The 24,387-nt window shown below is 48.6% G+C and carries 18 protein-coding genes; 14 read left to right on the forward strand and 4 right to left on the reverse strand.

Annotation, left to right across the window (positions count from 1 at the left end):
• Positions 1 to 57: 57 nt before the first annotated feature.
• Positions 58 to 816, reverse strand: a complete 759-nt coding sequence (locus HA050_RS17490) for an IclR family transcriptional regulator (RefSeq protein WP_166829010.1) — start codon at positions 814 to 816, stop codon at positions 58 to 60.
• 109 nt (positions 817 to 925) lie between these two features.
• On the opposite strand from HA050_RS17490, the gene hmgA reads away from it, so the two are divergent.
• The 4 genes from hmgA to HA050_RS17510 all read left to right on the forward strand — a co-directional run bounded on the left by hmgA (position 926) and on the right by HA050_RS17510 (position 6,719).
• Positions 926 to 2,212, forward strand: coding sequence for a homogentisate 1,2-dioxygenase (hmgA, locus tag HA050_RS17495; RefSeq protein WP_166829012.1), 1,287 nt, complete (start codon positions 926 to 928; stop codon positions 2,210 to 2,212).
• Between the two features lie 242 nt (positions 2,213 to 2,454).
• The gene (gene fahA / locus HA050_RS17500; protein WP_166829015.1) at positions 2,455 to 3,759 is read left to right on the forward strand and encodes a fumarylacetoacetase; all 1,305 of its coding nucleotides are present in this window, start codon (positions 2,455 to 2,457) and stop codon (positions 3,757 to 3,759) included.
• Positions 3,760 to 3,950: 191 nt separating this feature from the next.
• Positions 3,951 to 4,580 (forward strand): maleylacetoacetate isomerase, encoded by a 630-nt coding sequence (maiA, locus tag HA050_RS17505; protein WP_166829018.1) that lies wholly within the window; start codon positions 3,951 to 3,953, stop codon positions 4,578 to 4,580.
• Positions 4,581 to 4,760: 180 nt separating this feature from the next.
• Entirely contained in the window at positions 4,761 to 6,719 is a 1,959-nt protein-coding gene (locus HA050_RS17510; RefSeq protein ID WP_166829021.1) for an acetoacetate--CoA ligase, read from the forward strand.
• Between the two features lie 43 nt (positions 6,720 to 6,762).
• Here HA050_RS17510 and HA050_RS17515 read toward each other — a convergent pair whose 3' ends face one another.
• Entirely contained in the window at positions 6,763 to 7,884 is a 1,122-nt protein-coding gene (locus HA050_RS17515) for an HAF repeat-containing PEP-CTERM protein (protein ID WP_166829024.1), read from the reverse strand.
• A 655-nt stretch (positions 7,885 to 8,539) separates the two neighbouring features.
• On the opposite strand from HA050_RS17515, the gene HA050_RS17520 reads away from it, so the two are divergent.
• The 5 genes from HA050_RS17520 to HA050_RS17540 all read left to right on the forward strand — a co-directional run bounded on the left by HA050_RS17520 (position 8,540) and on the right by HA050_RS17540 (position 15,130).
• Positions 8,540 to 10,150: a methyl-accepting chemotaxis protein gene (locus HA050_RS17520; RefSeq protein WP_205836490.1), complete on the forward strand. Its 1,611-nt coding sequence runs from the start codon at positions 8,540 to 8,542 to the stop codon at positions 10,148 to 10,150.
• A 237-nt stretch (positions 10,151 to 10,387) separates the two neighbouring features.
• Positions 10,388 to 10,897 carry a DUF1993 domain-containing protein gene (locus HA050_RS17525; RefSeq protein WP_166829026.1) on the forward strand — a complete coding sequence of 170 codons (510 nt, stop codon included), beginning with the start codon at positions 10,388 to 10,390 and terminating at the stop codon, positions 10,895 to 10,897.
• 360 nt (positions 10,898 to 11,257) lie between these two features.
• Positions 11,258 to 11,941, forward strand: coding sequence for an iron-containing redox enzyme family protein (locus HA050_RS17530; protein ID WP_166829029.1), 684 nt, complete (start codon positions 11,258 to 11,260; stop codon positions 11,939 to 11,941).
• A gap of 184 nt (positions 11,942 to 12,125) precedes the next feature.
• On the forward strand, positions 12,126 to 13,511 hold the full coding sequence (gene gltX / locus HA050_RS17535; RefSeq protein WP_166829032.1) for a glutamate--tRNA ligase: 1,386 nt from the start codon (positions 12,126 to 12,128) through the stop codon (positions 13,509 to 13,511).
• A gap of 698 nt (positions 13,512 to 14,209) precedes the next feature.
• Complete coding sequence (locus HA050_RS17540) at positions 14,210 to 15,130, forward strand: LysR family transcriptional regulator (RefSeq protein ID WP_165928757.1); 921 nt, start codon at positions 14,210 to 14,212, stop codon at positions 15,128 to 15,130.
• A 73-nt stretch (positions 15,131 to 15,203) separates the two neighbouring features.
• On the opposite strand, the gene HA050_RS17545 is transcribed toward HA050_RS17540, so the two are convergent.
• Both HA050_RS17545 and HA050_RS17550 read right to left on the reverse strand, forming a co-directional pair.
• Positions 15,204 to 16,712 carry a class I adenylate-forming enzyme family protein gene (locus HA050_RS17545; RefSeq protein WP_166829035.1) on the reverse strand — a complete coding sequence of 503 codons (1,509 nt, stop codon included), beginning with the start codon at positions 16,710 to 16,712 and terminating at the stop codon, positions 15,204 to 15,206.
• Between the two features lie 31 nt (positions 16,713 to 16,743).
• On the reverse strand, positions 16,744 to 18,144 hold the full coding sequence (locus HA050_RS17550; protein ID WP_166829038.1) for an aminotransferase class I/II-fold pyridoxal phosphate-dependent enzyme: 1,401 nt from the start codon (positions 18,142 to 18,144) through the stop codon (positions 16,744 to 16,746).
• Between the two features lie 414 nt (positions 18,145 to 18,558).
• On the opposite strand from HA050_RS17550, the gene HA050_RS17555 reads away from it, so the two are divergent.
• The 5 genes from HA050_RS17555 to HA050_RS17575 all read left to right on the forward strand — a co-directional run bounded on the left by HA050_RS17555 (position 18,559) and on the right by HA050_RS17575 (position 24,343).
• Entirely contained in the window at positions 18,559 to 19,545 is a 987-nt protein-coding gene (locus HA050_RS17555) for a DMT family transporter (protein ID WP_166829041.1), read from the forward strand.
• 459 nt (positions 19,546 to 20,004) lie between these two features.
• Positions 20,005 to 20,868: an EAL domain-containing protein gene (locus HA050_RS17560; protein WP_166829044.1), complete on the forward strand. Its 864-nt coding sequence runs from the start codon at positions 20,005 to 20,007 to the stop codon at positions 20,866 to 20,868.
• A gap of 96 nt (positions 20,869 to 20,964) precedes the next feature.
• Positions 20,965 to 21,957: a sulfate ABC transporter substrate-binding protein gene (locus HA050_RS17565; RefSeq protein ID WP_166829047.1), complete on the forward strand. Its 993-nt coding sequence runs from the start codon at positions 20,965 to 20,967 to the stop codon at positions 21,955 to 21,957.
• Positions 21,958 to 22,434: 477 nt separating this feature from the next.
• Complete coding sequence (locus HA050_RS17570; RefSeq protein ID WP_166829050.1) at positions 22,435 to 23,262, forward strand: EAL domain-containing protein; 828 nt, start codon at positions 22,435 to 22,437, stop codon at positions 23,260 to 23,262.
• 79 nt (positions 23,263 to 23,341) lie between these two features.
• The gene (locus tag HA050_RS17575) at positions 23,342 to 24,343 is read left to right on the forward strand and encodes a sulfate ABC transporter substrate-binding protein (RefSeq protein WP_166829053.1); all 1,002 of its coding nucleotides are present in this window, start codon (positions 23,342 to 23,344) and stop codon (positions 24,341 to 24,343) included.
• Positions 24,344 to 24,387: the final 44 nt, after the last annotated feature.

The raw sequence follows: 24,387 nt of genomic DNA on the forward strand, positions 1-24,387 counted from the left end.
GCCCCAAAAATCTGCAGGCACAGAGAAAAACCAAATAACGGGCGCCCTGGTCCCACCTTAAACCGCCCCCATCCTGCGGCTGATCGCTTGTGTGGCAGCTAATAATCTTTTTACCAGCTCGCTTTCAGCACTAGGTTGCAGAGTGGATGAAGAAGAGCCCACTACAGTGATCACACCAATAATCTGATTGCGCGCATCAAAAACCGGGGCAGAGATTGCATCAACGCCGCTGATCAGCAAGCCTTGAATACTGTGCCAGCCCTGGCTGCGTATTCCAGCCAGCAGCGTATTGATTTCCTGAACTTCTGCCCTGGCAAGCGCCGCTTCCTGCAATAAGTGCTTCAGCTCCAGCTCTGGTAAATACGCGCTGAATACCAGGCCCGTGGCCGATTTAAACGCAGGCAATACCGAGCCCACCTGAGTAATCAGGCTGATGGATCTGAGCGCCTGCTCTACTTGCACCACGGTTGCGCCCTTATTGCCCCATACCGCAAAAAACACCGTTTCATTCAGCTGATCGCGCAAATTTAAAAGATAGGGCGTGGCCACTTTGAGTACGTCCATTTTGCCCAGCGCAATCAGGCCCACCCGTAAGGCTTCAGGGCCAAGCGCGTAATGATTGCTGCTGGAATCCTGCTCGGCAAAGCCTGTGGTAATCAGCGCCTGCAAATAGCGATGCACCTTGCTGGCTGGCATTTGCAGAGAGTCAGCCAGCTGAGTCAGCGAGGTGGCCGGGGCCAGATCAGCCAAAGCTTTTAATACTTGTGCAGCCACTTCTGCCGAACCAACGCTTTGCCGCCTGTCATTTTCTGCCATGCTTTTTTACCACTGAAATACAAGGATGGGCGTTTATAGCTTGACGGGTATTTAAAATCAAATTATGTTTTGCGTAAACCAATTACGCATAACGTAAAAAGGACTCGTCATGTCACACGCAGCTTTGTCTTACCTGTCAGGGTTTGGAAATGAATTCGCCAGTGAAGCATTGGCGGGAGCCTTGCCAGAAGGGCAGAATTCGCCGCAAAAAGCCCCCTACGGCTTATATCCTGAGCAGTTTTCTACCAGCGCCTTTACCGTGCCACGCGCCGAAGCCCGCCGCACCTGGATGTATCGTATTTTGCCCTCTGCCGCACATGGCAAATTTGAGCGCTTAGAAAAACAACGCCAGGACTGCAAATTAGGAGCGATCACCCCTAACCGCCTGCGCTGGGATCCGCTGCCCGTTCCTGATGTCCCCACTGATTTTATTGATGGCCTGATCACCATGGCCGCCAATAGCGATGCGCCTGAAGGCATCACCATCCATCTTTACCGCGCCAATAGCTCCATGCAGCGGGCATTTTTTAATGCCGACGGCGAAATGCTGATCATGCCCGAGCAAGGCCGCCTGCGCCTTGTTACTGAGCTGGGCATTTTAGAAATAGAACCCGAAGAAATTGCCGTGATTCCGCGCGGCATGAAATTCCGTGTGGAGCTGCTTGATGCCGCTGCCTGCGGCTATATCAGCGAAAACCACGGCTCGCCTTTCCGTATCCCGGACTTAGGCCCCATCGGCAGCAATGGTCTGGCTAACCCGCGCGACTTTTTAACACCAGTGGCCGCCTACGAAGATGTGGATCAGCCGACACAGTTAGTACAAAAATTTCAGGGTGAATTCTGGGCCACCACCATGAGCCATTCGCCCTTTAATGTAGTGGCCTGGCACGGCAACAGCGTGCCGTATAAATATGATCTGCGCCGCTTTAACACCATAGGCACCGTGAGTTACGACCATCCGGACCCATCTATCTTTACCGTGCTCACCTCGCCCTCTGCGGTGACTGGCCAGGCCAATTGCGACTTTGTGATTTTCCCGCCACGCTGGATGGTTGCTGAAGACACCTTCCGCCCACCTTGGTTTCATCGTAATCTTATGAATGAGTTCATGGGCTTGGTACGTGGCGAGTACGACGCCAAGGCCGGTGGCTTTGTGCCGGGCGGCTGCTCCCTGCACAACGTAATGAGCGCCCACGGCCCGGATGCCCGCACTTTTATTAATGCCAGCAGCGCAGAGCTAAAACCGCAAAAAATCGAGCGCACTATGGCATTTATGTTTGAAACCCACGCCGTAATCCGCCCAACGCAATACGCACTGGAATGCGCACAGCTTCAAACAAACTACGACGACTGCTGGGCAGACATGCCCAAAACATTTAATAAAAACCAGATATAAATTGAAACCCCAAAAGCTGTTAAGACTAAGAACGCAGAAAGGCCAAGTTAAAATCCTAAAATCTGCAGACACAAAGAACACAGAACTAAAAAGCAGCACGCGGAGAAAACCATAGCTGGACGGGGTTTTTCTCTGTGTGCCCTGTGTTCTCCCCGGTCTTTGTGCTTACATATTTTTTACAACCTGTATTTTCCGTTCTCTGTGTCTGCAGAACTTTTTAATAAAACCCAACGGAGCCCCTCATGACTTCCACTACATATCGCCTCAGCTGGGTTACTTCTGCTAATAATCACCGTGATTTCCCATTGCAAAACCTGCCTTTCGGGATTTTTAGCCCGGAAGGCTTGCCGCCGCGCGGTGGGGTGGCGATTGGTGATTTTATTTTTGATTTGCAAACCGCAGTCGAAAACAGCTTATTTACCGGCGAAGCCCTGAGCGCTGCACAAGCCGCCAGCGGTAAATCGCTGAATGCTTTTTTTGCCCTGCCGGTCAGCGCAAGGCTGGCACTGCGTGAGCGGCTGTTAGAGCTGCTTGACGCCGATTATGCTCAGCTGAAAAACCTGCAGGCACAAGGCGAAGCCCTGCTGCGCCCTGCCAGCGTTTGCAAAATGCACTTGCCAGCAAAAGTCGGTGATTACACCGATTTTTATACCGGCATTCATCACGCAGTAAACGTTGGCAAATTATTCCGCCCGGATAATCCGCTGCTGCCAAATTACAAATATGTGCCGATTGGCTATCACGGCCGCTCGTCCACCATTTACCCAAGTGGCTTTGCCGTACGCCGCCCGCTGGGCCAAACACTCAAACCCGGCCAGGAAGTGCCCGCACTCACCCCATCAGCCCGTTTAGATTACGAGCTGGAGCTGGGCATCTGGGTAGCTGGCAGCAATCCGCAGGGCGAGGCCATCAGCATTGCCAACGCCGCCGAGCATATTGCAGGTTTTTGCTTGCTGAACGATTGGTCGGCACGCGATTTACAAGCATGGGAATACCAGCCGCTCGGGCCTTTCCTCGCAAAAAACTTTGCCACCACCGTGTCCCCATGGGTAGTAACAGCCGAAGCCCTCGCGCCCTATCGCAGCGCTCAGCCTGCCCGCCCGGAGGGTGACCCTCAGCCGCTGCCCTATCTGTATGACGCAGCCGATCAGGCCAATGGCGCTTTTGATATCGAGCTGGAAGTACTGCTGCACACTGCAGCGCAAAAAGCCCAGGGCCTGCCGCCACATCGTTTGGGCCTGTCCAACACCCTGAATATGTACTGGACCGTGGCGCAGCTGATTACCCATCACACCGTGAACGGCTGCAGCTTGCGCTCTGGTGATTTGCTCGGCACCGGCACCTTATCCGGCCCAACAGCGGATTCGCTCGGCAGCCTGCTGGAGCTGAGCAATGGCGGCAAACAAGCTATCAGGCTGGATTCCGGCGAAGAGCGCTGCTTTTTAGCCGACGGCGACGAAATCATCATGCTCGCCCGCTGCAAAAAAGAAGGCCACCCAAGCATCGGTTTTGGCGAATGCCGTGGGGTAATTTTAGCTGCTTCGTAGGGTGGGTTAGCCCGGTTGTTTGGGCGTAACCCGCCATGATGCATCCGTAAAATCTGGCGGGTTACGGCCGAAATAAATCAGCGCCCTAATGAGTATCGAGAGCGGCCTAACCCACCCTACGATAGCCATATTCTTGATCAGGAATTGCGTAGATATTTATACCCAAAGACAAATATAAACAAGGTTTAAGCATGGAACTCTACGGCTATTACCGCTCCACCTCGTCTTACCGCGTACGGATTGTACTGGCGCTAAAAGGGCTGGCTTATGAAGCCGTGCCAGTCAACCTGCTCAAGGGCGAGCAAAAGGACGCGGCTTATCTTAGCGTCAACCCACAGGCACGCGTCCCGGCTTTGCTGGATCAGGCACAGGAAGCAATTATCCAGTCGCCCGCAATTATTGAATATCTGGAAGAGCGCTACCCGGAAACGCCTCTGCTGCCCAAAGATTTATTTGAGCGGGCAAAAATTCGCGGCATGGCAGCGCTGATCGCTTGCGATGTGCATCCGCTGCATAACGTCAGCGTGCTCAACTATCTGCGCCAAAACTACCAGTGCAAAGAAAACGATATTACGGCATGGATTAACGAATGGATTGCCCAGGGGCTGGCGGCGGTTGAGCAGCTTATTGGCGGGAGCGGCTATTGCTTTGGCGAAATCAGCCTGGCCGACGCCTACCTGATCCCCCAGCTTTACGCAGCACGCCGCTTTAATGTGCCGCTGGATGCATACCCAAAGATATTAAGAGTAGAAGCCCTCGCCAATGAACACCCGGCCTTTATCGCAGCCCACCCCCAAAATCAGGCCGATAGCCCTGAATAACTCAAAAACCAAAAAGCCCAAGTCTTAAAAAACGGAGAGAAGGAGAACACGGAGAAAAACCAACAAAAATGAAAACAAGCTCGCATATCACTGGGCTAAGAAGTCATTTTTCTCCGTGTCCTCTGTGCCCTCCGTGTTTCAAGATTTGGGTTTGATGTAAGTTAACATAAAGGAATCGACATGCAAGAAGCGCTTTGGACGCCCTCACCTGAGCAGGTTGCTGCTACGCAGATGGATGCGTTTCGCCGCCATATTAACCAGGCGCATGGCCTTGATCTGGCCGATTACGCCCAGCTGCACGCCTGGAGCGTGGCACATCGGGTGGCATTCTGGCTGGCGATTGTCGATTTCTTTGCCATCAAATTCAGCCAGCCCGCCAGCGAAGTGCTGACCGAAGGCTCGGAAATGCCGAGCGCGAATTGGTATCACCAGACCAAGCTCAACTTTGCCGGGCATCTGCTGCGCCGCCGCGATGCACATCCGGCGCTGATTTCTATTGCAGAAGATGGCTCGCGCGAAGTGCTTAGCTATCAGGAACTTGCCGCCCATGTGGCTGGCCTGCAAAAAAGCCTGAGTGATGCAGGTGTAGGCTATGGCGACCGGGTAGCCGCGATGATGCCCAATACCTGGCAAACCATTGTCGGCGCATTGGCAACTGCCAGCCTGGGTGCAATATGGTCTTCCTGCTCGCCCGATTTTGGCACGCAGGGCGTCACCGATCGCTTCGGCCAGATCGGGCCCCGCGTATTAATCGCCTGTGCAGCCTATCGCTACGCAGGTAAAACAATACCGCTATCAGAGAAAATAAAAGAAATCGTCAGCCGGCTTCCTTCGGTTGAGCAGCTGATTATCGTTCCCTACGCCAATGCAGAGGCGCAAGCCGCCAGCTTTAAGGCGGGCAATACCAGGGTTACGCTATGGCAGGATTTCTATCAGGCCGGCGGCGAGCCGGAATTCACCCCAACTGACTTTGCCCACCCGCTTTACATCATGTATTCCAGCGGCACCACGGGCGTGCCCAAGTGCATTGTGCACGGCGCAGGCGGCACACTGCTGCAGCATGTAAAAGAGCTGGGGCTGCACACCGATCTCACCATGAGCGACACGCTTTACTACTACACCACCTGCGGCTGGATGATGTGGAACTGGATGGTGTCCGGCCTCGCCCTTGGCGCAAGCATTGTGCTGTATGACGGCTCGCCGTTTTACCCCAAGGCCGACCGGCTGATTGATCTGATTGATGCCGAGGACATCAGCATCTTTGGTACCAGCGCTAAATATTTAGCTGCGCTTGAAAAAGCGGATTCCAAGCCGATTAACACCCACCGCTTAGATAAGCTGAAAGCGATTCTTTCAACCGGATCGCCGCTCTCGCACGAAAGCTTTGAATACGTTTACCGCGATATTAAACAAAACCTCTGCCTGTCTTCTATTTCAGGCGGCACCGATATTATTTCCTGCTTTGCACTTGGCAACCCGGCCCTGCCAGTCTGGAGCGGCGAGCTGCAATGCAAGGGTTTGGGCATGGCGGTAGAAGTCTGGAATGACGCAGGCCAGGCTGTGGTTGGCGAAAAAGGCGAGCTGGTATGCACCCGCCACTTTACGGCCATGCCAGTCAGCTTTTGGAATGATCCTGATGGTGAGAAGCTGAAAGCCGCTTACTTCAGCCAATACCCCGGCGTATGGGCGCAGGGGGATTATGCAGAAGAAACCATCCACGGCGGCATCATTATTCATGGCCGTTCCGATGCCGTACTTAACCCGGGCGGTGTGCGCATCGGCACGGCAGAGATCTATCGCCAGGTAGAAAAGCTGCCCGAGATTTTAGAATCTATCGCCATCGGCCAGGATTGGGACAACGATGTGCGCGTGGTGCTGTTTGTGCGCTTACGTGAGGGAGCTGAACTGAGTGAGGACTTGCAAAACAGCATCCGCCAGGTGATACGCAGCAACACCACCCCGCGTCATGTACCCGCCAAAATTATTCAGGTGCGGGACATCCCCCGCACCATCAGCGGCAAAATCGTCGAGCTGGCCGTGCGCAATGTGGTGCACGACCGGCCAGTAAAAAACACCGATGCACTGGCTAATCCGGAGGCTTTGGAGGAGTTCAGAAATCGCGTGGAATTAGCCTCTTAAAATAACCGCCGCATGATCAATGCGGCGGCTATTTAATACAGGCTTAAGCCTGCGTGCGGCCTTTAGTTCGGCGCACCGCCAATAAGGCCAATAAACCCATGCCCATCAGTGCATAGGTTTCAGGCTCGGGTACCGGCATCGCAGGCGTGCTCATCATATAAGCGTGCGATTCACCCGTTTTGCTATTTAAAGCATCACCAACAACCCAGCCTGAATTGTTAATACTATTAGCACTTGTTAACTGCCAGCCTGCCGCAATTTCTTCGCTGGATAAATAGCTGTTTAAATCAATGATCTGCTGGCCAGCCCACAATGCCGCGCGATAAGTACCATTGGCCAGGCTGGAAACTCCAACAACCTGACCCGCGTTATTAACTGCACGTGCAAAACTGGTATCTCCGCCAAGACCAGCCAGCTCCAGTAAAGAATCCCCCTGCCATAAAGCCGCACGCGACACTTTATTCATATTATCCAAACCGACAGTACCAGCGATCAAACCATGATCATTTACTGCATTGGCATAACTCATAAAACCATAATCTTTCAATTGTGTGCCCGTTCCTCCATTCCATACTGCAGCATGCCCTATGCCTTTATCTGTTGTATAACCAACCACCTGGCCCGGATTATTAACGCCGATTGCCACGCTGCCCATGGCGCCCAAAATACCCAGGTCTGAGGGCTTTGCTGTATTTTCCCAAACAGCCGCATGAAATAATGAATTAGCAACTAAATCAGAAGAGCCAGCCATTTTCCCTGAATTATTTATGCTGTTAATGGCTCCATTAGGACCGCCTAAGGTCGATAATTCGCTTGCCTGAGTCCCTTGCCACTGTAAAGGGCGAGAAACAGAAAAGCCGCCCCAAGGGCCTGGCAAATTCTTAGACCCCACCACAGTGCCAGAATCGTTGATATCCGTCGCGTAGCTTGGCACATTAAATGCCCCGCCCAGATTAGTAATTTTGTTGTTTTCCCAGAGCGTTGCGCGGCTTAATGTTGAATTTACCTCATAGGAAAAGCCAACCACCTGACCCAGATTATTAATACTGATGGCGCTGCTTTTCGTGCCGCCCAAGGTGCCTAAATCCGTAAATGCCGCCTGTGTTTGAGTACTGGCAATCAGCAAAATAGCCGTAGTTAAAATCCCCTGCCTGAACATCCGCATATAAAATCCTGTTGGGTTAATTAAATGTTACAAAAATGCTGTAACTGCAGACAGTTAACCCAATAAAAATTACTACAAAATTACAATACAAAAAAAATACAAAACTATTTCTTACACAACAATCAATAAACTTCAAATTTAAGTACGCAGCTACGCAAAAATACCAGCCAGCTCTTTATTTCTGAAAAAATATCTGCACAAAAATTAGCAGCACAATATTGAGCAATAAACAGGGTTCTGCGGAATGGCCCGCCACACCATCAGCGGCTAAATCATCGGGCTGGGCCGTGCGCATTGTGCGTGTATGACAAGCCGGTAAAAAACACGGATGCGCTTGCCAGTCCAGAGGTGCAGAAGGAATTCAGAAACCGGGCATAGCTGACGACTTAACCCCCGGTATGCATTTGAAGCGCTGCCAGCGCTGAAGGCGCTTGAAAACCAGGCAGAGCCGGCGAATCATTCAAAGCGGCAGTGTGCCGCCTTTTTCATGCCCCGCAATCCTGTTGATTGCATACAAAATAGCCAGCACCTCAGCCTGACAAATAATGAAAATAAGCATTCAATCAGGCCGTTTAGCAATTTTCTACACTATTACCATCTAATAGCACTAGGCTGACCCGAGCCTAAGCTTCACTGGGTGTTTAAGGTGAATGAAATGTCGCTTAAAAATATGGCGGTTAAACAACAGCTGAGTATTTTACTTGGCAGTGTTTTACTTTGCATTTTGCTGCTGGCCTGCTACTCCTACCAGTCGCTTACCACGGTGATGATAAATGGCCATCTTTATAAGCAAATCACCGAAACAAACAGCTTAACGGCAGATATCCTGCCGCCCCCGCAATATATTATTGAATCATTTCTGATCATCAACCAATTAAGCAACTCGCCGGTTCAGATGCATGATCCGCTGCTCAAACGCTTTAAAGAAACTAAAGAGGCGTTTTACAAAGGACAGGAAAACTGGAAAACCCAAACACTGCCTTCACAGCTGCTGCAAGGGCTTACACAACCCGTTTTTAAACCCGCCCACGCCTTTTATCAGGAAGCAGAAAACCATTTTCTGCCTGCACTGCAAGCAGGCAATACCGATGAAGCCACTCAATCGAAGATAAAACTGGATCAGCTTTACCAAGCTCATCGCCAGGCCGTTGAGGCACTGCTTCCGCTTGCCGGAGCAGAGCAAAAGCGGCTTGAAACAGAAGCGGGCAATGTGGTGAGTCAGGCGCTGACATGGCTCATTGCCGTCACCTCAGTCTTGATTGCCATCATCATTACCCTCGCCTTCTGGATAATACGATCCATATATGCCCGGCTTGGCGGAGAGCCAGTCTATGCGGCCGAAATTGTGCAGCAAATTGCCAATGGAAATTTAACAACAACTATCAAACTCAGCCCTGATGATCACTGCAGCCTGCTCTTTCACATGCAGCAAATGAGTAATAATCTTTCTCAGGTATTAAGCCAGGTCAGCGGCGTTGCCAGCACACTGGCCTCAACATCGGTTGAGCTATCTGCATCTGCACACGCCATCAGCCTGAATGCAGCCGAGCAGGCGGCAAGCGTAGAGGAAACCAGCGCTTCAGTAGAAGAAATCACCTCCATCGTGGCACAAAGCGCAGATAATTCCCGAATCTGCGATGGCATCGCCAGCAAGTCATCGCTGGATACCATTGAAGGCGCAAAGGCCGTCAAACTCACCGCCACAGCCATGTATCAGATTGCTAAAAAAATCAGCATTATTGATGACATCGCTTATCAGACCAATTTATTAGCGCTTAATGCTGCCATCGAAGCTGCCCGCGCTGGGGAGTATGGCAAGGGCTTTGCCGTAGTTGCTGCTGAAGTACGAAAGCTCGCCGAACGCAGCCAGGTTGCCGCACAGGAAATCAGCGAGATTGCCGACAACAGCGTGCTTCTGTCAGAAAGAGCGGGGCAATTACTCGATCAAATGCTGCCCGCAATCACCCAAACCGCCAACCTGGTGCAGGAAATCAGTGCCGCCGGCAATGAACAAACGATAGGCCTTGATCAGATCAATCTGGCAGTCAGCCAGCTGGCCAGATCAACGCAGCTGAATGCAGAATCTTCAGAAGAGCTTTCCTCTGCTTCAGAAGAAATGAGCACCAGGGCCAGCCAGCTTGAAGAAATGATTAGTTTTTTTCAGCTGGATCAGCTGGCTCACAACCTTCAGCCTGCACCACCCCATGACATTAAATTTTCCGCGTTTTCTGAACCATCACATTTGGCGCTGCAGGGAGCCAAATAAGCCCGTTAGGCTGTTTGCCGGTTAAAGTGTGAAATAAATAATTTTTATGCTCAGAGGCAGATGCTGCACATTTTTTTCCAGCCCTGTTTCCCGCCAGAACCTTTGCATCGCAAGCAGATTCGCGGCCTCTGTAAAACAATAATAAAAGGCGAAATAAACCAGCTGCCATTGATTAATATCCCACTGCCCCCATCTATGGCTACGCGGATCTGCCGCTAAAACTGATCAAGGAACATTATGTCCATTTCTATGTACACCGCCAGCGTTCCCGTTTTTAAACAATTACTTACCGCTCTTTCCGATGTTTTAGCCAAGGCAGAAACCCACGCCGAAGCACATAAAATCGACCCGACCGTTTTGCTGCAGACCCGCTTATATCCGGATATGTTTCCGCTGGTACGCCAGGTGCAGATCGCATGTGATTTTGCCAAAAGCGTCCCTGCCCGCTTAGCGAATGTTGAAGTACCGGCATACGAAGACAATGAACAAACCTTTGCCGAGCTACAGGCGCGTATTTCTAAAACCCTGGCCTTTATCAATGGCCTGAGTGCCGCGCAAATTGATGGCAGTGAAGCCTTAGAAATCGTACTGCGCCCCGGAACGCCTAAGGAGAAAAAACTCAGCGGTCAGACCTATCTGCTCTCTTACGGCTTGCCGCAATTTTTCTTCCATGTCACCACCACTTACGCACTGCTGCGCCACAACGGTGTAGAAATTGGTAAACGCGATTTTATGGGCGCATTCTAAGCGGCCAGCCCTGCATCTGAAGATGCAGGGCTTTTAATCAGCGCAATCAATTCCTCATGCCCGCAAAGGGCATTTTTTATATCAGCACACCGCCACTCAATCATGTTCAGCCCCTTTCTGCCGCGCTCAGGCAGCAGCCATCAGGCACGCCATAAATACGCATTAAATATGCTCCCTATTGATCAGCTATCCGCTTTTTCTGATAGCTGACATTTAAAAATGTGAATAGACGATATAAATATTTTTAATTAAAGTTCACTCACTGAATCAGCACACAAAAACCAGCCAATTCATACAACAAAAAAATTATTAAAATAAAACCACACAAACCATTTATTCTTTACCACACCGGAGCAAGCCATGAATCTGCCACAAGATCTGAAGAATTTTGTCGAAAACTCCATTGATGAATTAAATCTGAGAGAACACACTTACTTTAGTAATTTACTAAGTGGCCAATACTCTAAAGAGCAATTTATTCAATCACAGAATCAATTCTCTTATTTAGTTAAACACTTTTCCCGCTCTATGGCATCGGTTATTGCCAATATCCCAAGTGATTTAACACGCACAGCAATTGTGGGCAATTTGTGGGAAGAACATGGCCATGGAGACCCGGCCAAAGTGCACGGCAAAGCTATTCTTACCCTGATTGACCGCTTAGGCGGAGATTCAAATCAATTAAATGAAAAGCACGCATCAGAATCAATCCGAATTTTCAATATTGCCTTACGCGGTATTTCTGTTTTTGAAGACTACAGAATCTCTACCGCCGTATTTGGTGCAATTGAAAGAGTATTCGTCAATATTTCTTCATTAATTTGTGAAGGGATTATTGAGCAAGGCTGGCTGACAGAAGACCGCGTGATTCACTATGCCTTGCATAAAGAAATTGATACCAAACATGCCGAAGAGTTTTTAGAAGTCGTCGTTGACGACTGGAATCATGATGAAGAAAGTAAAGAATTAGTTAAAGTGGGCATACGCCTGGGCCTGCGCTTATTTACCAATGTATACAGCGATTTTGCCCGTGAATTAAATTAAAGGCGAAGGGCGCTCTGATTTTCATTCTGGAATGGATTAAGCGGGAACCGGTACAAAACTGGCTTCCCGCTAATGCATAAATGGAAATAAATCAGAGCATCCCCAACTATTGGGGGATAACGGTGAGGCGCTCTGATGCCTCCCATATATGGCCTTTCAGCCGTCATCTTTCCGGATCGATTTTATGACTGTACGTACTCGTTTTGCCCCTAGTCCTACGGGCTTATTACATATTGGTGGTGTACGCACCGCGCTGTTTTCATGGGCGCATGCCCGCAAAAATGGCGGTGCATTTGTGCTGCGCATTGAAGACACCGATTTAGAGCGCTCCACACCAGAATCTGTGAAAGCCATCATGGATGGCATGCATTGGGCAGGCATCGATTACGATGAAGGCCCGTTTTACCAAATGCAACGCATGGATCGCTACCGCGAAGCCGTTAAGCAACTCTTAGCCAGTGGCCACGCCTACCCTTGTTATATGTCCAAAGAAGAGCTCGATGCCATGCGCGCCGAGCAGGAAGCTTTGGGCTTAAAAGCCAAATACGACCGCCGCTGGAGACCAGAGGAAGGCAAGGTTTTGCCTGAGCCTCCGGCGGGTGTGCAGCCCGTGCTGCGCTTCAGAACGCCACTGGATGGCGTGGTAGCATGGGATGATCTGGTGAAAGGCCGGATCGAGATTGGCAATATCGAGCTGGACGATCTGATCATCGCCCGCCCGGACGGCACACCAACCTATAACTTCTGCGTAGTGGTGGATGACTGGGATATGGGCATCACCCAGGTGATTCGTGGTGATGATCATGTGAATAACACCCCCCGCCAGATTCATATTTTTAACGCGCTGGGTGCGGCGGTGCCGCAATTTGCCCATCTGCCCATGATTCATAACGACCAGGGCCAGAAATTATCCAAGCGCCGCGATGCCGTCAGTGTGGTGGATTACGACCGCGCAGGTTATTTGCCGGAAGCCCTGCTCAACTACCTGGCCCGTTTAGGCTGGGGCCACGGTGACGACGAATGCTTCACCATGGCGCAGTTTGTAGAATGGTTTGATCTGAAAGACGTATCAGCCAGCCCAAGCCGCTTTGATAAAGAAAAACTGCTGTGGCTGAATGCCCAGCATATCAAGGCTGCGGATACGGCCCGCCTGGCTGATCTGGCTAAGCGTTTCCTGGATGAAAAAGGTCTTGATCTGAGCCAGGGGCCTGCCCTTGCTGATGTGGTTGCTCTGTTAAAAGAGCGCGTGCAAACCATCGTTGAGCTGGCTGCCGAAGCAGAATACTTTTACCAACCGCTAACCCCTTCGGACGAGATGGTGGCCAAGCATTTAACGAGCGACGATCTGGCCCGCCTGAGTGCCTTTGCCAGCGAAGCTGCCGCTTTAGAAGTGTGGGATACCGCCAGTATCTCGGCCTTTATTAAAGAATTCTGCAAATCTCAGGGCGTAAAAATGGGCCAGGCAGGCATGCCACTGCGTGCCAAAGTCTGCGGCACCACACATACGCCTTCGGTAGATGCGGTGCTGGCTTTGCTGGGTAAGGAAGAAGTATTAAAACGCCTGGCTTAAACATTGGGCGAATAAAAAAACCGGGCTGCATGGCCCGGTTTTTTTATGCCCGGAACACAAGCAGTAAGGAGCGGCATAGTGCTTTATCTCTTTAAACATCAGCAGCGGCAGGCTTAAACAATGCAAAGTGCTGATGCGCCCGGCATGCAAACTGGCTTTATCGCGTACGCCAAACGCCAGGATCAGCGTGCAAATCGCAACTATTTATCATTTTTTGTACATTCAGACACGCCGAAAGTACAAATTACAAAACAAGCAATTGATTGCTGATCAGCCAAAGAAAACAGACACATCAAAGGCAAAAATAGCGCCTTTCACCTTATAGCGCGCAAAAATGCCAAAGAAGCCGCTGCACACGGCTCTATTCCCCTTAACAAAGCCCTCAAACACTTACATCACTCGCAAATTATTCCAGCAATATATTCTGATATACATGCATTATGCATATAATGCGCTTTCTTGATAATTTTGCTCAACTTGCGAATGTTTGATAAATTTTGTCAGAATAAACAATTCAAGACGATCTGTTCAGATCAGGCTATGCCGGACAGCAGCAGAAAATATGAGCAAAACCAATCCGTTCTATTCAAATAGATCATCACGCTATCTTATGTAATAGTCTTGAACTGCAATGGCTTACTGGCGCAACGCACTGCGTTGTATATTTTCTCTTGCTTATGGACGTTAGCCCAATATTCATGGACCTTACCCAGTTAAAAACATTTGTTACCGTTGCTGAAGAAGCAAGCCTTACACGTGCCTCTGAAGTTTTGTTTTTAAGTCAGCCAGCCGTGAGTGCTCAGATCAAAGCATTAGAAGCCGAACTGGGCGTTACCCTTTTTCAGAGAACCGCGCGTGGCATGACGCTGACCATGGCGGGGAATGTTTTAAAACAAGACGCCATGCGTGCACTTGATGCTGCAAAACATGTCTTTTCCCGCGCACTTTCTTTTCGTGATGGTTTAAGCGGCGAATGCAATATAGGCACCATTTCTGAGCCTGTAATGCTGCGTTTAAGTGAGCTGCTCTCATCACTGATGGATCTGCACCCGGGCTTATCACTCCGCCTTTCACAAAGTATTTCCGGCACGGTCATTGATCAGCTGTTAGAAGGTAAATTGCATGGCGGCTATGTGATTGGCCATATTGATGATGCCCGTATTGCCTCTATTCCGGTACGCCCTATTACCTTACGTATCGTCGCTCCCTTTAACTGGCTGGATAAAATAAGCGGCGCAAAATGGGAAGACATTGCCAGGCTGCCATGGATTTCCATGCCAAAAAAATGCTCATTCCACCAAATTACCGCCAATATGTTTGCAAGGCATGGTTTATCTCCCAGCAGCGTAGTTGCCGTGGATCAGGAAACAACCCTGCGTAAATTAGTGGCCTCAGGAATAGGCCTGGCACTGATGCGGGAAGATGTGGCGCTTGATGCAGAAGCCAAGCAAGAGTTGGTCATCTGGCCTCAGGGCACCGAAACCAGCCAGTTGCATTTTATTTATCTGCGCTCCGAAGCCCAATCCCCCATTGTCCAGGCACTGAGCCAGAGCGTACAAACAGTTTGGCAATTAGCAGAACAGCATGCTGATTCAACGCTTAGCTTAAAAGCATCATAAAAAAACCCCCAAGTCTGGCGAAAATGCCAGCATGGGGGTTACAGGGGTTACTGATAATATTGATGAATCAGGCTTAGCTGTTTGCAATTAATTTCTGCAAATCACTCACCCTCACTTTTCCGCTGGGCGTATAGGGAATATGCGGAATCTGTTTGCATGGCCCGAGCAAAACAGAAGCATCATTAGCCACTTGTTTAATTTTCTCAAGTAAACGCTGCGAATTGCTGCTTTTATTTTTCAGGCTGTAAATACATTGCACTTTATCGCCGGATGAATCATCAACCATCATCATGGCTACATCATCAATGCAGGGCAATTCCCGGATAGCATTTTCTAATTGATATAAATGCGCCACCTGCCGGTTTCCCCCCGAGCGGTTTAATAAAAACAAGCGGCCAAAATCATCCAGATATCCCTGATCAGGGCTGATAAAATACCGGAGGCCGTCATTTAAAATAATAAATTGCCCGCCGCCCTCAACATAATCATCCATGGTCATATAACTGGCAATAGCCACTGTGCCTGTTTGCCCCGCAGGCAATACATCACCATTATTTGAAAGAATAACGATATGATTACCATCATATGCACGGCCAACGCTTTGAGGATGTCTTAACAGATCTTCAGGCTCCGCAATTGCATTAACCCCTGATTCAGTTGTGCCATAATACTCATAAATGACAGGGCCTAAATGATCGAGTGCCCGTTTTTTCTCTACCTCAGTAAAATTACGCCCGCCTACCAAAACCCATTTAAGCGCCTCAGGTTTAGCCCGCTGATTTTGTTGTCTGCAGTTGATTACACTTGCTAACAAAACAGGGCTAAATACGGTTGCCGTAATATTGTAGCGATCCAGATATAAAGCCATCATTTCAGTATCGCTGCTGTCCACTAAATAGAGCGTAGCCCCTAATGACATAAACAATCGGGCCCAGCCATTTCCGGCCGCATGGTACATCGGCATGCTAACCATAAAACGATCACTGCGGTTAAAGCCATAACGCTCTGAGAAATATTGAAAACGCCGCTGATCAAAAGACTTGCTGCGTAATACCGCTTTAGGAAGCCCGGATGTACCCGAGGTAAAACCAATCGCCCGAAAAGCCCGGTCAGAAGGAGGAATCACACAACCCAATTGGTGCTGATTTTCACCAATAGAATCAAGCATAGCCATACTTGGTGAATCTAAATCAAATAATACACTGCCCATTTCATGGCTTTCCCCCATTACGGGCATTTCACCATGCAAATTTAACTGAACGGATGACAGCAATATAATATCAACACCAATTTTTCTGGCCATTTCCTGGATGGTTGTTAATGGCAATGTGTAATCAATCCCCACTACAGGAACAGATAATGTTGCAAATGCGGCTAACCATGGAAATAAATCAATCCGGTTATTACATATATAGCATGCCTGCTTTGGCATACTCCCGCCATAGCGGTTAATTAAATAGGCAACCCGGCGCTCTGTCTGGCTCTTTAGCTGGTTCCAGGTAAGCTGCTCATCATAATGCACAATCGATACCTGATCGCCCTGCTGTTCTGCAATTTCATTAATTTTATTAAGCGTTAACATGATTATTCCTTTAGCAATATGAAGTCAGTTTTTAAATAGTCAGAATGGCAATGCCTGTTTTTTTTATTTCTTCCATCTTTTTAAATATTTCATCTGTAATTTGCTCGCCTGGAACAACTAATGGCACGCCTGGTGGATATGGAATAATGAAACGGTCGGATATTATTTTCTGCACGGATTGAGAAACCTGCTTACGCTGTAAAGCAGCCAGCCCGGCCAGAATGGCAGAAACAGCAGCCGGCTGAATACCGATGTGAAAGTTAAGTAAAATTGAATTCTTGGTAATTCTGTTTACATAAACACCATGTTCATTAAACAAATAGGCCTGAACCTCTGCAGCAGGCATGCCAAGGCCATTAATATCAATGGATACTTTGCAAGGATCTTGCTGGACAAACGCATTCATATCGCCCATATCCGGCATGGCGCACAAATGGTAGCAAGACCATTCAATATTATTTTTCAGCTGCTCTTTAAAGTACTCAGCTAATTGCAGGGCATTGGCCACACATTGCTCACCTTCCCCTTCCATCTGTGCCCGTGCCATATCAAGCGAGGCTAAAATTGGGTAGCTGGGCGAGGTGCTGTGAATGCGGAATTTGGCAATATTTAATCGCTCTCGCAATGCTTCCGGCCCCCGGAAATGAATCATCGAAGCCTGGCGCAAGGTGCTCAGCGATTTATGTGATGACTGGGTGCAAATCACTTCCAGATCAGGATATTCATTCATTAAATCGCTGATATTCATGGCCGTAATTTCTTTTAACTCAGGATTAAAATAATTAGCAGCACCCCATGCCTCATCAATCAGGAACTTGCGGGTACGAATACCGGATTTGAGCAATAAACTCAGAATTTTTGGCACATTGTAAATAACGCCCTCGTAGGACTGAGCGGTTAATACAATCACTTCATAGCTGCGGCCTGATTGCTCCATATTTGCAACTGTTTGCAAGAGTGAATCGATATTCCAGGCGCTGCGCTCACTTTTTTCGCAATGAAACTCTGATCTGATGTAATCAAGAGGCGCGCCCAGCGTATCAAAAATAAAGTGAATAGACTGATGGCAGCTCTTATCAATCAGCACAGGCCCCTGATGCTGATATAAAGCCGTGGCGGCAATTTGATTGCTTGTGGTTGTACCCGTTGTGACATACAGCGTGCCATCCGCACCAAATAAGCGGGCGGCCATATCTTCTGATTCTCTGATCACAGAGCTGGAGAAGAAAAAGCTATCGAACAGTTTTCCTGTTGTTGTCAGCTCACATCCAAGGAAGCGATCGCCATAAATAGATTTATATTTTTCGTTTAATTCACTATTAACAATCGAATTACCATTAAAAACAGGCAGCGCATGAAATGAGTGCTTAGTTTTTTCTCTTAAAGCGAGCAAAGCATCAGCAATCGGTGTTTTGTATTTATCAGCAAACATTTTAAAAATCCCCAGTTAATAAATTATTGTAAGAAAATAGTTACTAATTATTTAACAAGAAAGCAATAAATATTAAGGTGTTAATTGGTTCAGCGCCTGGCGCCGATGTGTGTACTTTATGCCTAAGTGAATTAAAGGACTATTCGTATGTTTTGAGGGCATCTATCAGCTTAACTGATGGGGCAGTAATCAATGATCTGCCCTACTAATCATTAATACAGAGAAAAAAATCATGACGAAAAACAAGCAAGTCATTGTTTTATAAAGACAAACCAAAAACAGACTCAAATGTAAGCAGCTATCAGCACAGGTGATGGCTGCCCTCATAAAATGTGAATAGATTTAAACCAGTTATTTAATTAAAGTTCATCCGTCCTCTGGTGAAACACAAAACAAACTAATTGGAGTTAAATCATGCAAAAGAATAAATACGCAACAGGAATTATGTGCTGCCTGGGTGCAACCCTTTCGTGGGGGGCCATGTTCCCGGTAATGAACGATGCTTTAAAATATATGGATCCATTTACCTTTACGGCATTACGTTATTCAATTGCCGCAATTGCCTTTATTGCCTTGCTTGTTTTTCGTGAAGGGAAACAATCATTATCTTTAAAGGGAGAGCGCTGGGGCTTAGCCTGGTTATTTGGCTCAGCCGGTTTTGCAGGTTTTGGATTTTTAGTCTTTCTGGGGCAGCAGCTGGCGGGTGAAGGCGGTGCACTTACCGCGTCGATTATGATGGCGACCATGCCCATGCTTGGCTTATTTGTAATCTGGGGCTTGCGTAAAGTTCGCCCGCCCTTGTTTTCATTCGGTTTTATTCTGATGTCATTTATTGGCGTACTGCTGGTCATTACCAAGGGTGATATTCATTCGGTATTAGCCGCACCATCCAGCTATAAAGCCAATGTGCCTTTGATCTTGGGTGCTTTATGCTGGGTCTTTTACACTGTTGGCGCTTCTTATTTTCCAAAATGGAGCCCATATCGTTACACCGCAATCACAACCATTCTTGGCCTGACTACTGTTTTTGCTGTGGATATTGTTCTGATGTCGCTGGGTATGATTCCAGCTCCAACCCTTGCCGCAACTTTTAAAGTCGCTCCTCATCTGATCTATATGGCTTTAATTGCTGGTTTTGTAGGCGTGCTGTGCTGGAATATCGGCAACAAGATTATTACCCCGGTAAACGGCGTACTGTTTATGGATGTTGTGCCTATCACCGCATTTACGATCTCTACCATCAGCGGTGTGATTCCTGATTCGATGCAAGTGGCTGGAGCATGCATCACTGCAGTTGCCTTACTCCTGAATAATTTGTATCAGCGCCGGATGTTAAAAAAACAAGCTGCTGCTGCATCATTTACCCCTCAGGCAGGCCTTGCTGCACAAGCTGCACGATAGTTATGTCTGACCATAAAAAAGGCGGCTCCAGCAGGAGCCGCCTTTTTTTATTTTATTTTCAACCATGAAATGGTCCGGCTGTAAGTTTTTATTTTTCAAGCTGATTTTGTAAGAATCTTTTATTTATAAATGGTAAATAAAAGTACAAACCGCACGGAACTTAATCCTCCTTCCCTCCTCAAAACGCAGAGACGCCGATCCTTCTGCCGCGATTTAATTGCTTACTGACAAACAAGACATAAAACATTTAGCAAGGTTACGTTTTGCTTAATATAAAGCACATTTCAATTGAAAAGATGACGTTGTACTTTTAAAAAAACTGAAATAACTATTTTTTTTAAAAATTGTAAGCAAGGCAGCAAAAGCGGTATTAATTTTTACCGCCTTCATATTCAAGAAGTAAATTATTCATAAAATACCACGCCCCCCCCTTGGCTATTTTATTAATGGAGAATTCATATGCCTCCTTTAGTTGCATTAAAACACCGTGATGGCGTAATCAATGTTCCTCAAGGCACATTAAATGACTGGCCAATGGCACAATTTGCCAGCACAAAAGACCGGGGGATCGTTGTTAAAGCCTTGGGTCTGGAGCTGACCAGCGCTTTTCTGGCTGTGTTTGATGCCCACACCCGGCAAATTATTGGTGAAGAGGCATTATTACGGGCCAGTATTCGCCGTAAAGCACTGTCTGCCGCAGATGTATTTAAAAGCGCACAGGGAGGCGATTGCCTGGTTGAATTTGACCGGCTCTGCCGCAGCCTGCACTTAATGAACCACCTGGCAGGCAGCAATACACAGCGCACGCTGTTTTTAAATGTTTACCCGGAGCTGCTGATGTCTTCCGGCACACCGCATATCGAGGCGTTTGAGCGCATTCTGCAAGATCAGGGCTTAAGCCCCGCCGATATTGTGCTGGAGGTATTTGAATCAACGATTCCGCCAGGGCAAACCACCCAGCTGGCGCATGCGATTAAAAACTATCGTGCGCGCGGTTATAAAATTGCGATCGATGACTATGGCTTTTTAAACAGTAATTTAAACCGCCTGCTGACACTCAGCCCGGAAATTGTAAAACTTGATCGCGTGGTGATGGATACCGTCAGTAAAGAAGCCGCTCCCAAAGCACAACAATTGCTATGCCAGTTTGTGGAACGCTTGCACGGTATGGGCAGCCAGGTTGTTATCGAAGGGATTAATAATGCAGAGCAACTGGCACTTGCACAAGATAGCGGAGCCGATATGCTGCAAGGCTATTTTTTAAGCGAACCCCGTTATTTAAATAATGAAAACTTTGTAAATGTTGTGACAGCTCAAAGCTGACAACATAAAAATGGAATATAAAAACAACAAATAATTCTTTTTAAATATATAAAGTCCACCATTAGACTGAGCCTCAACTACTACAGGGGCTCAACCATGAAAATCATCGCCAGCTTAATTCTTAGCCTTGCTGCCAGCAGCGTTTTCGCAGCTTCAGTTGAAATCCTTAATGTTTCCTACGATCCGACCCGAGAGCTTTATCAGGATTACAACAAGGCCTTTGCCAGCTACTGGAAGAAAAAAACTGGCGATGACGTCACTGTACGTCAATCACACGGAGGCTCGGGCAAGCAGGCCCGCTCTGTGATCGATGGTTTACAAGCCGATGTTGTAACTTTGGCCCTGGCTTACGATATTGATGAGCTCAACAGCCAAGGACAATTACTTGCGCCCAACTGGCAGAAAAAATTACCAGACAATGCCTCGCCTTACACTTCAACCATTGTGTTTCTGGTGAAAAAAGGCAACCCAAAGGGCATTAAAGACTGGGCAGATCTGATCAAAGCCGATGTAAAAGTCATCACACCTAACCCTAAAACCAGTGGCGGCGCTCGCTGGAATTACCTGGCCGCATGGGGCTGGGCCAAGAAAACCTACGGCTCGGACGATAAAGCCCGCGACTACGTGCAAAAATTATTCAAAAACGTTCCGGTACTGGATACCGGCGCACGCGGCTCCACCACCACCTTTACCCAGCGCGGTATTGGCGATGTGCTGATTGCATGGGAAAACGAAGCCGAACTCGTTGTAAAAGAAGTGGGCAAAGATAAATTTGAAATCGTAGCCCCAAGCTACTCAATCAAAGCCGAACCACCTGTGGCCGTAGTAGATAAAGTGGTGGATAAAAAAGGCACGCGCAAAGTGGCCGAGGAATATCTGAAATACCTCTACTCCAAAGAGGGGCAGGAAATCATCGCACAAAACTACTACCGTCCTATCGACCCGGCAACCGCAGCCAAATACGCCCATCAGTTCCCGAAAGTAACGCAATTTGATATTGACGATGTATTTGGCGGCTGGACCAAAGCGCAAAAAACCCATTTTAGCGACGGCGGTACGTTTGACCAGATTTATCAGCCGGGTAAGTAAGTACAAGCACGCCAGAGTGGTGCATCTTTTGTCGGGCGGGTGAAACTCCATACCCGCTTAGCAAATTGTTTTTTATTAGCAAATTGCGAAAAGCGCAGTAACCGCGTTCTCTGCATAGGGCTTTTTATACCCCCTTGAAACACGCCGGAGCGAGGAACAAGCGGGGTGGGGTAGTGTCGTCAATTCGTGTTTGAGCGAAGCGAGTCGACACAACGCCGCTGTCCGCAGCGCTGAGGCCTTCGTGTTTCGTGGGGTGGCCTTCTTTCGCTTCCTTTCTTGGCCACACATGAAAGGAAGGTCCAGCGGGACGCCCGCACCTAAATTAATGCGCCGAAGGCACTAACATTGCTTTTAGGTTTGCTTAGCACACACAGGGTTTCACCCGCTCTAAGATGATTCAAAACTTGCAAGCGCACGGTCATTTCCATAACACGCCTCACATTGATATGCATAAGCCCCACTAGAAAAGAGCACACCATGCCAGTCCCAGTCCATCATGCCAGCGGCACTTTGCATGTGCCGGAAGATACCCTCGCCGATTGGCCAAGTGCCCAGTTTGCCTGCACTCAGGAACGCGGCATCGTGGTGAAGGCGCTGGGGCTGGAGCTTACCAGCGTATTTCAGCCTATTTTTTCAGCAGACGCTGAAACCATCATCGGCGAAGAAGGCTTGCTGCGCGCCAGCATTCGCCGCAAAGCCATTTCGCCTGCCGATGTATTTAAAAGCGCCGCCCGTGGCGAATGCTTAGTCGCCTTTGATCGCCTGTGCCGCAGCCTGCATTTAATGAACCACCTGGCAGGGCCGCAAAAAAGCAAAACGTTATTTCTGAATGTTCACCCCGAGCTGCTGATTGCCGTTGAAAAACAGCACGGCGAAGCATTTGAGCGCATTTTGCAGGATCAGGGCTTAAAGCCTGCCGATGTGGTACTGGAAATACTTGAATCAGCCATTCCTGACGCGCAAGAATCCGATCTGACCCACGCAGTACAAAATTACCGCCAGCGTGGCTACCGGATTGCGATTGATGATTACGGCCAGAAAAATGCCAATCTCTGCCGCCTGCTGTCTTTATCGCCAGATATTGTAAAACTGGACAAAGTATTAATTCACGCCACAGATAACAATAGCAAGGCGCAGCGATTGCTTGGCCAGCTGGTTGAAATGCTGCATGGGCTGGATAGTCAGGTTGTAATCGAGGGCATAGAAAGCGCCGGGCAACTGGCCATCGCGCAAGAAAGCGGTGCTGATTTCTTTCAAGGATATTTTCTGGCAGAGCCCAGATATTTACACAGTTTAGTTATTTAAATAACACTCAATAGTCTTTGTGAAACTTAACAAAACCGGTAAAAATCGACGCTATCTGACACACAGCCTGGAAATAGTCATGCGTCTTAAGTCTCTGCTCGCCGCCATTGCCCTCAGCACCACCCTGCCCGCCTTTGCCGACAGCACACTCCTCAATGTGTCTTATGACGTGATGCGGGATTTTTACAAAGATTACAACCCGGCCTTCGCTAAATACTGGAAAGCAAAATCAGGCGAAGACATCACTCTGCAAATGTCACACGGCGGCTCCAGCAAACAAGCCCGCTCAGTGATCGACGGCCTGCAAGCGGATGTGGTGACGATGAATCAGCATAATGATATCGATGCTATCGCGGATAAAGCCAAGCTATTACCCGCCGACTGGGTCAAGCGCCTGCCTGATGACGCCGCACCTTTTACCAGCTTACAAGTGCTGATCGTTCGCAAGGGCAACCCTAAGGGCATTAAAGACTGGAATGATCTGACCAAACCCGGCGTTGGCGTGATCGTGCCTAATCCTAAAACCTCGGGCAATGGCCGCTACACCTATCTGGCCGCATGGGGCTATGCCGCTAAACTGCCGGGTGGAAACGATGCAAAAGCGCGTGAATTTGTAGCCAGCGTATTTAAAAACATTCCTGTACTGGATGCCGGTGGCCGCGCTGCCACCACCACCTTTATGCAGCGCCAGATTGGCGATGTGCTGGTGACCTTTGAAAACGAAGCCGAAATGATTGCCAAAGAGTTTGGCCGTGGCAATTTTGAAGTGGTTTACCCCAGCGTATCCATCGAAGCCGAGCCCCCAGTGGCCATCGTCGATAAAGTGGTGGATAAAAAAGGCACCCGCAAACAGGCAGAGGAATATCTGAAATACCTGTGGAGCCCGGTTGGCCAGGAAATTGCCGCGCAAAATTACCTGCGCCCAAGAGACAAAGCCATCGCCGCCAAATATGCCAAGCAACTCCCGGCCATTAAATTATTCGCCATCGAAGAATTCGGCGGCTGGCAAAAAGCCCAGAAAACTCACTTTGAAGACGGCGCAATTTACGACCAGATCGCAGCAGGCATTGCTAAGCGCTAAGTCATTTTTCAAAAAGATCTGCAGACACAGAGCTAGACGAGCAC

Origin of the sequence: Iodobacter violaceini, assembly GCF_011601265.1 — a bacterium.
In the GTDB taxonomy this organism is placed as follows: Bacteria; Pseudomonadota; Gammaproteobacteria; order Burkholderiales; family Chitinibacteraceae; genus Iodobacter; species Iodobacter violaceini.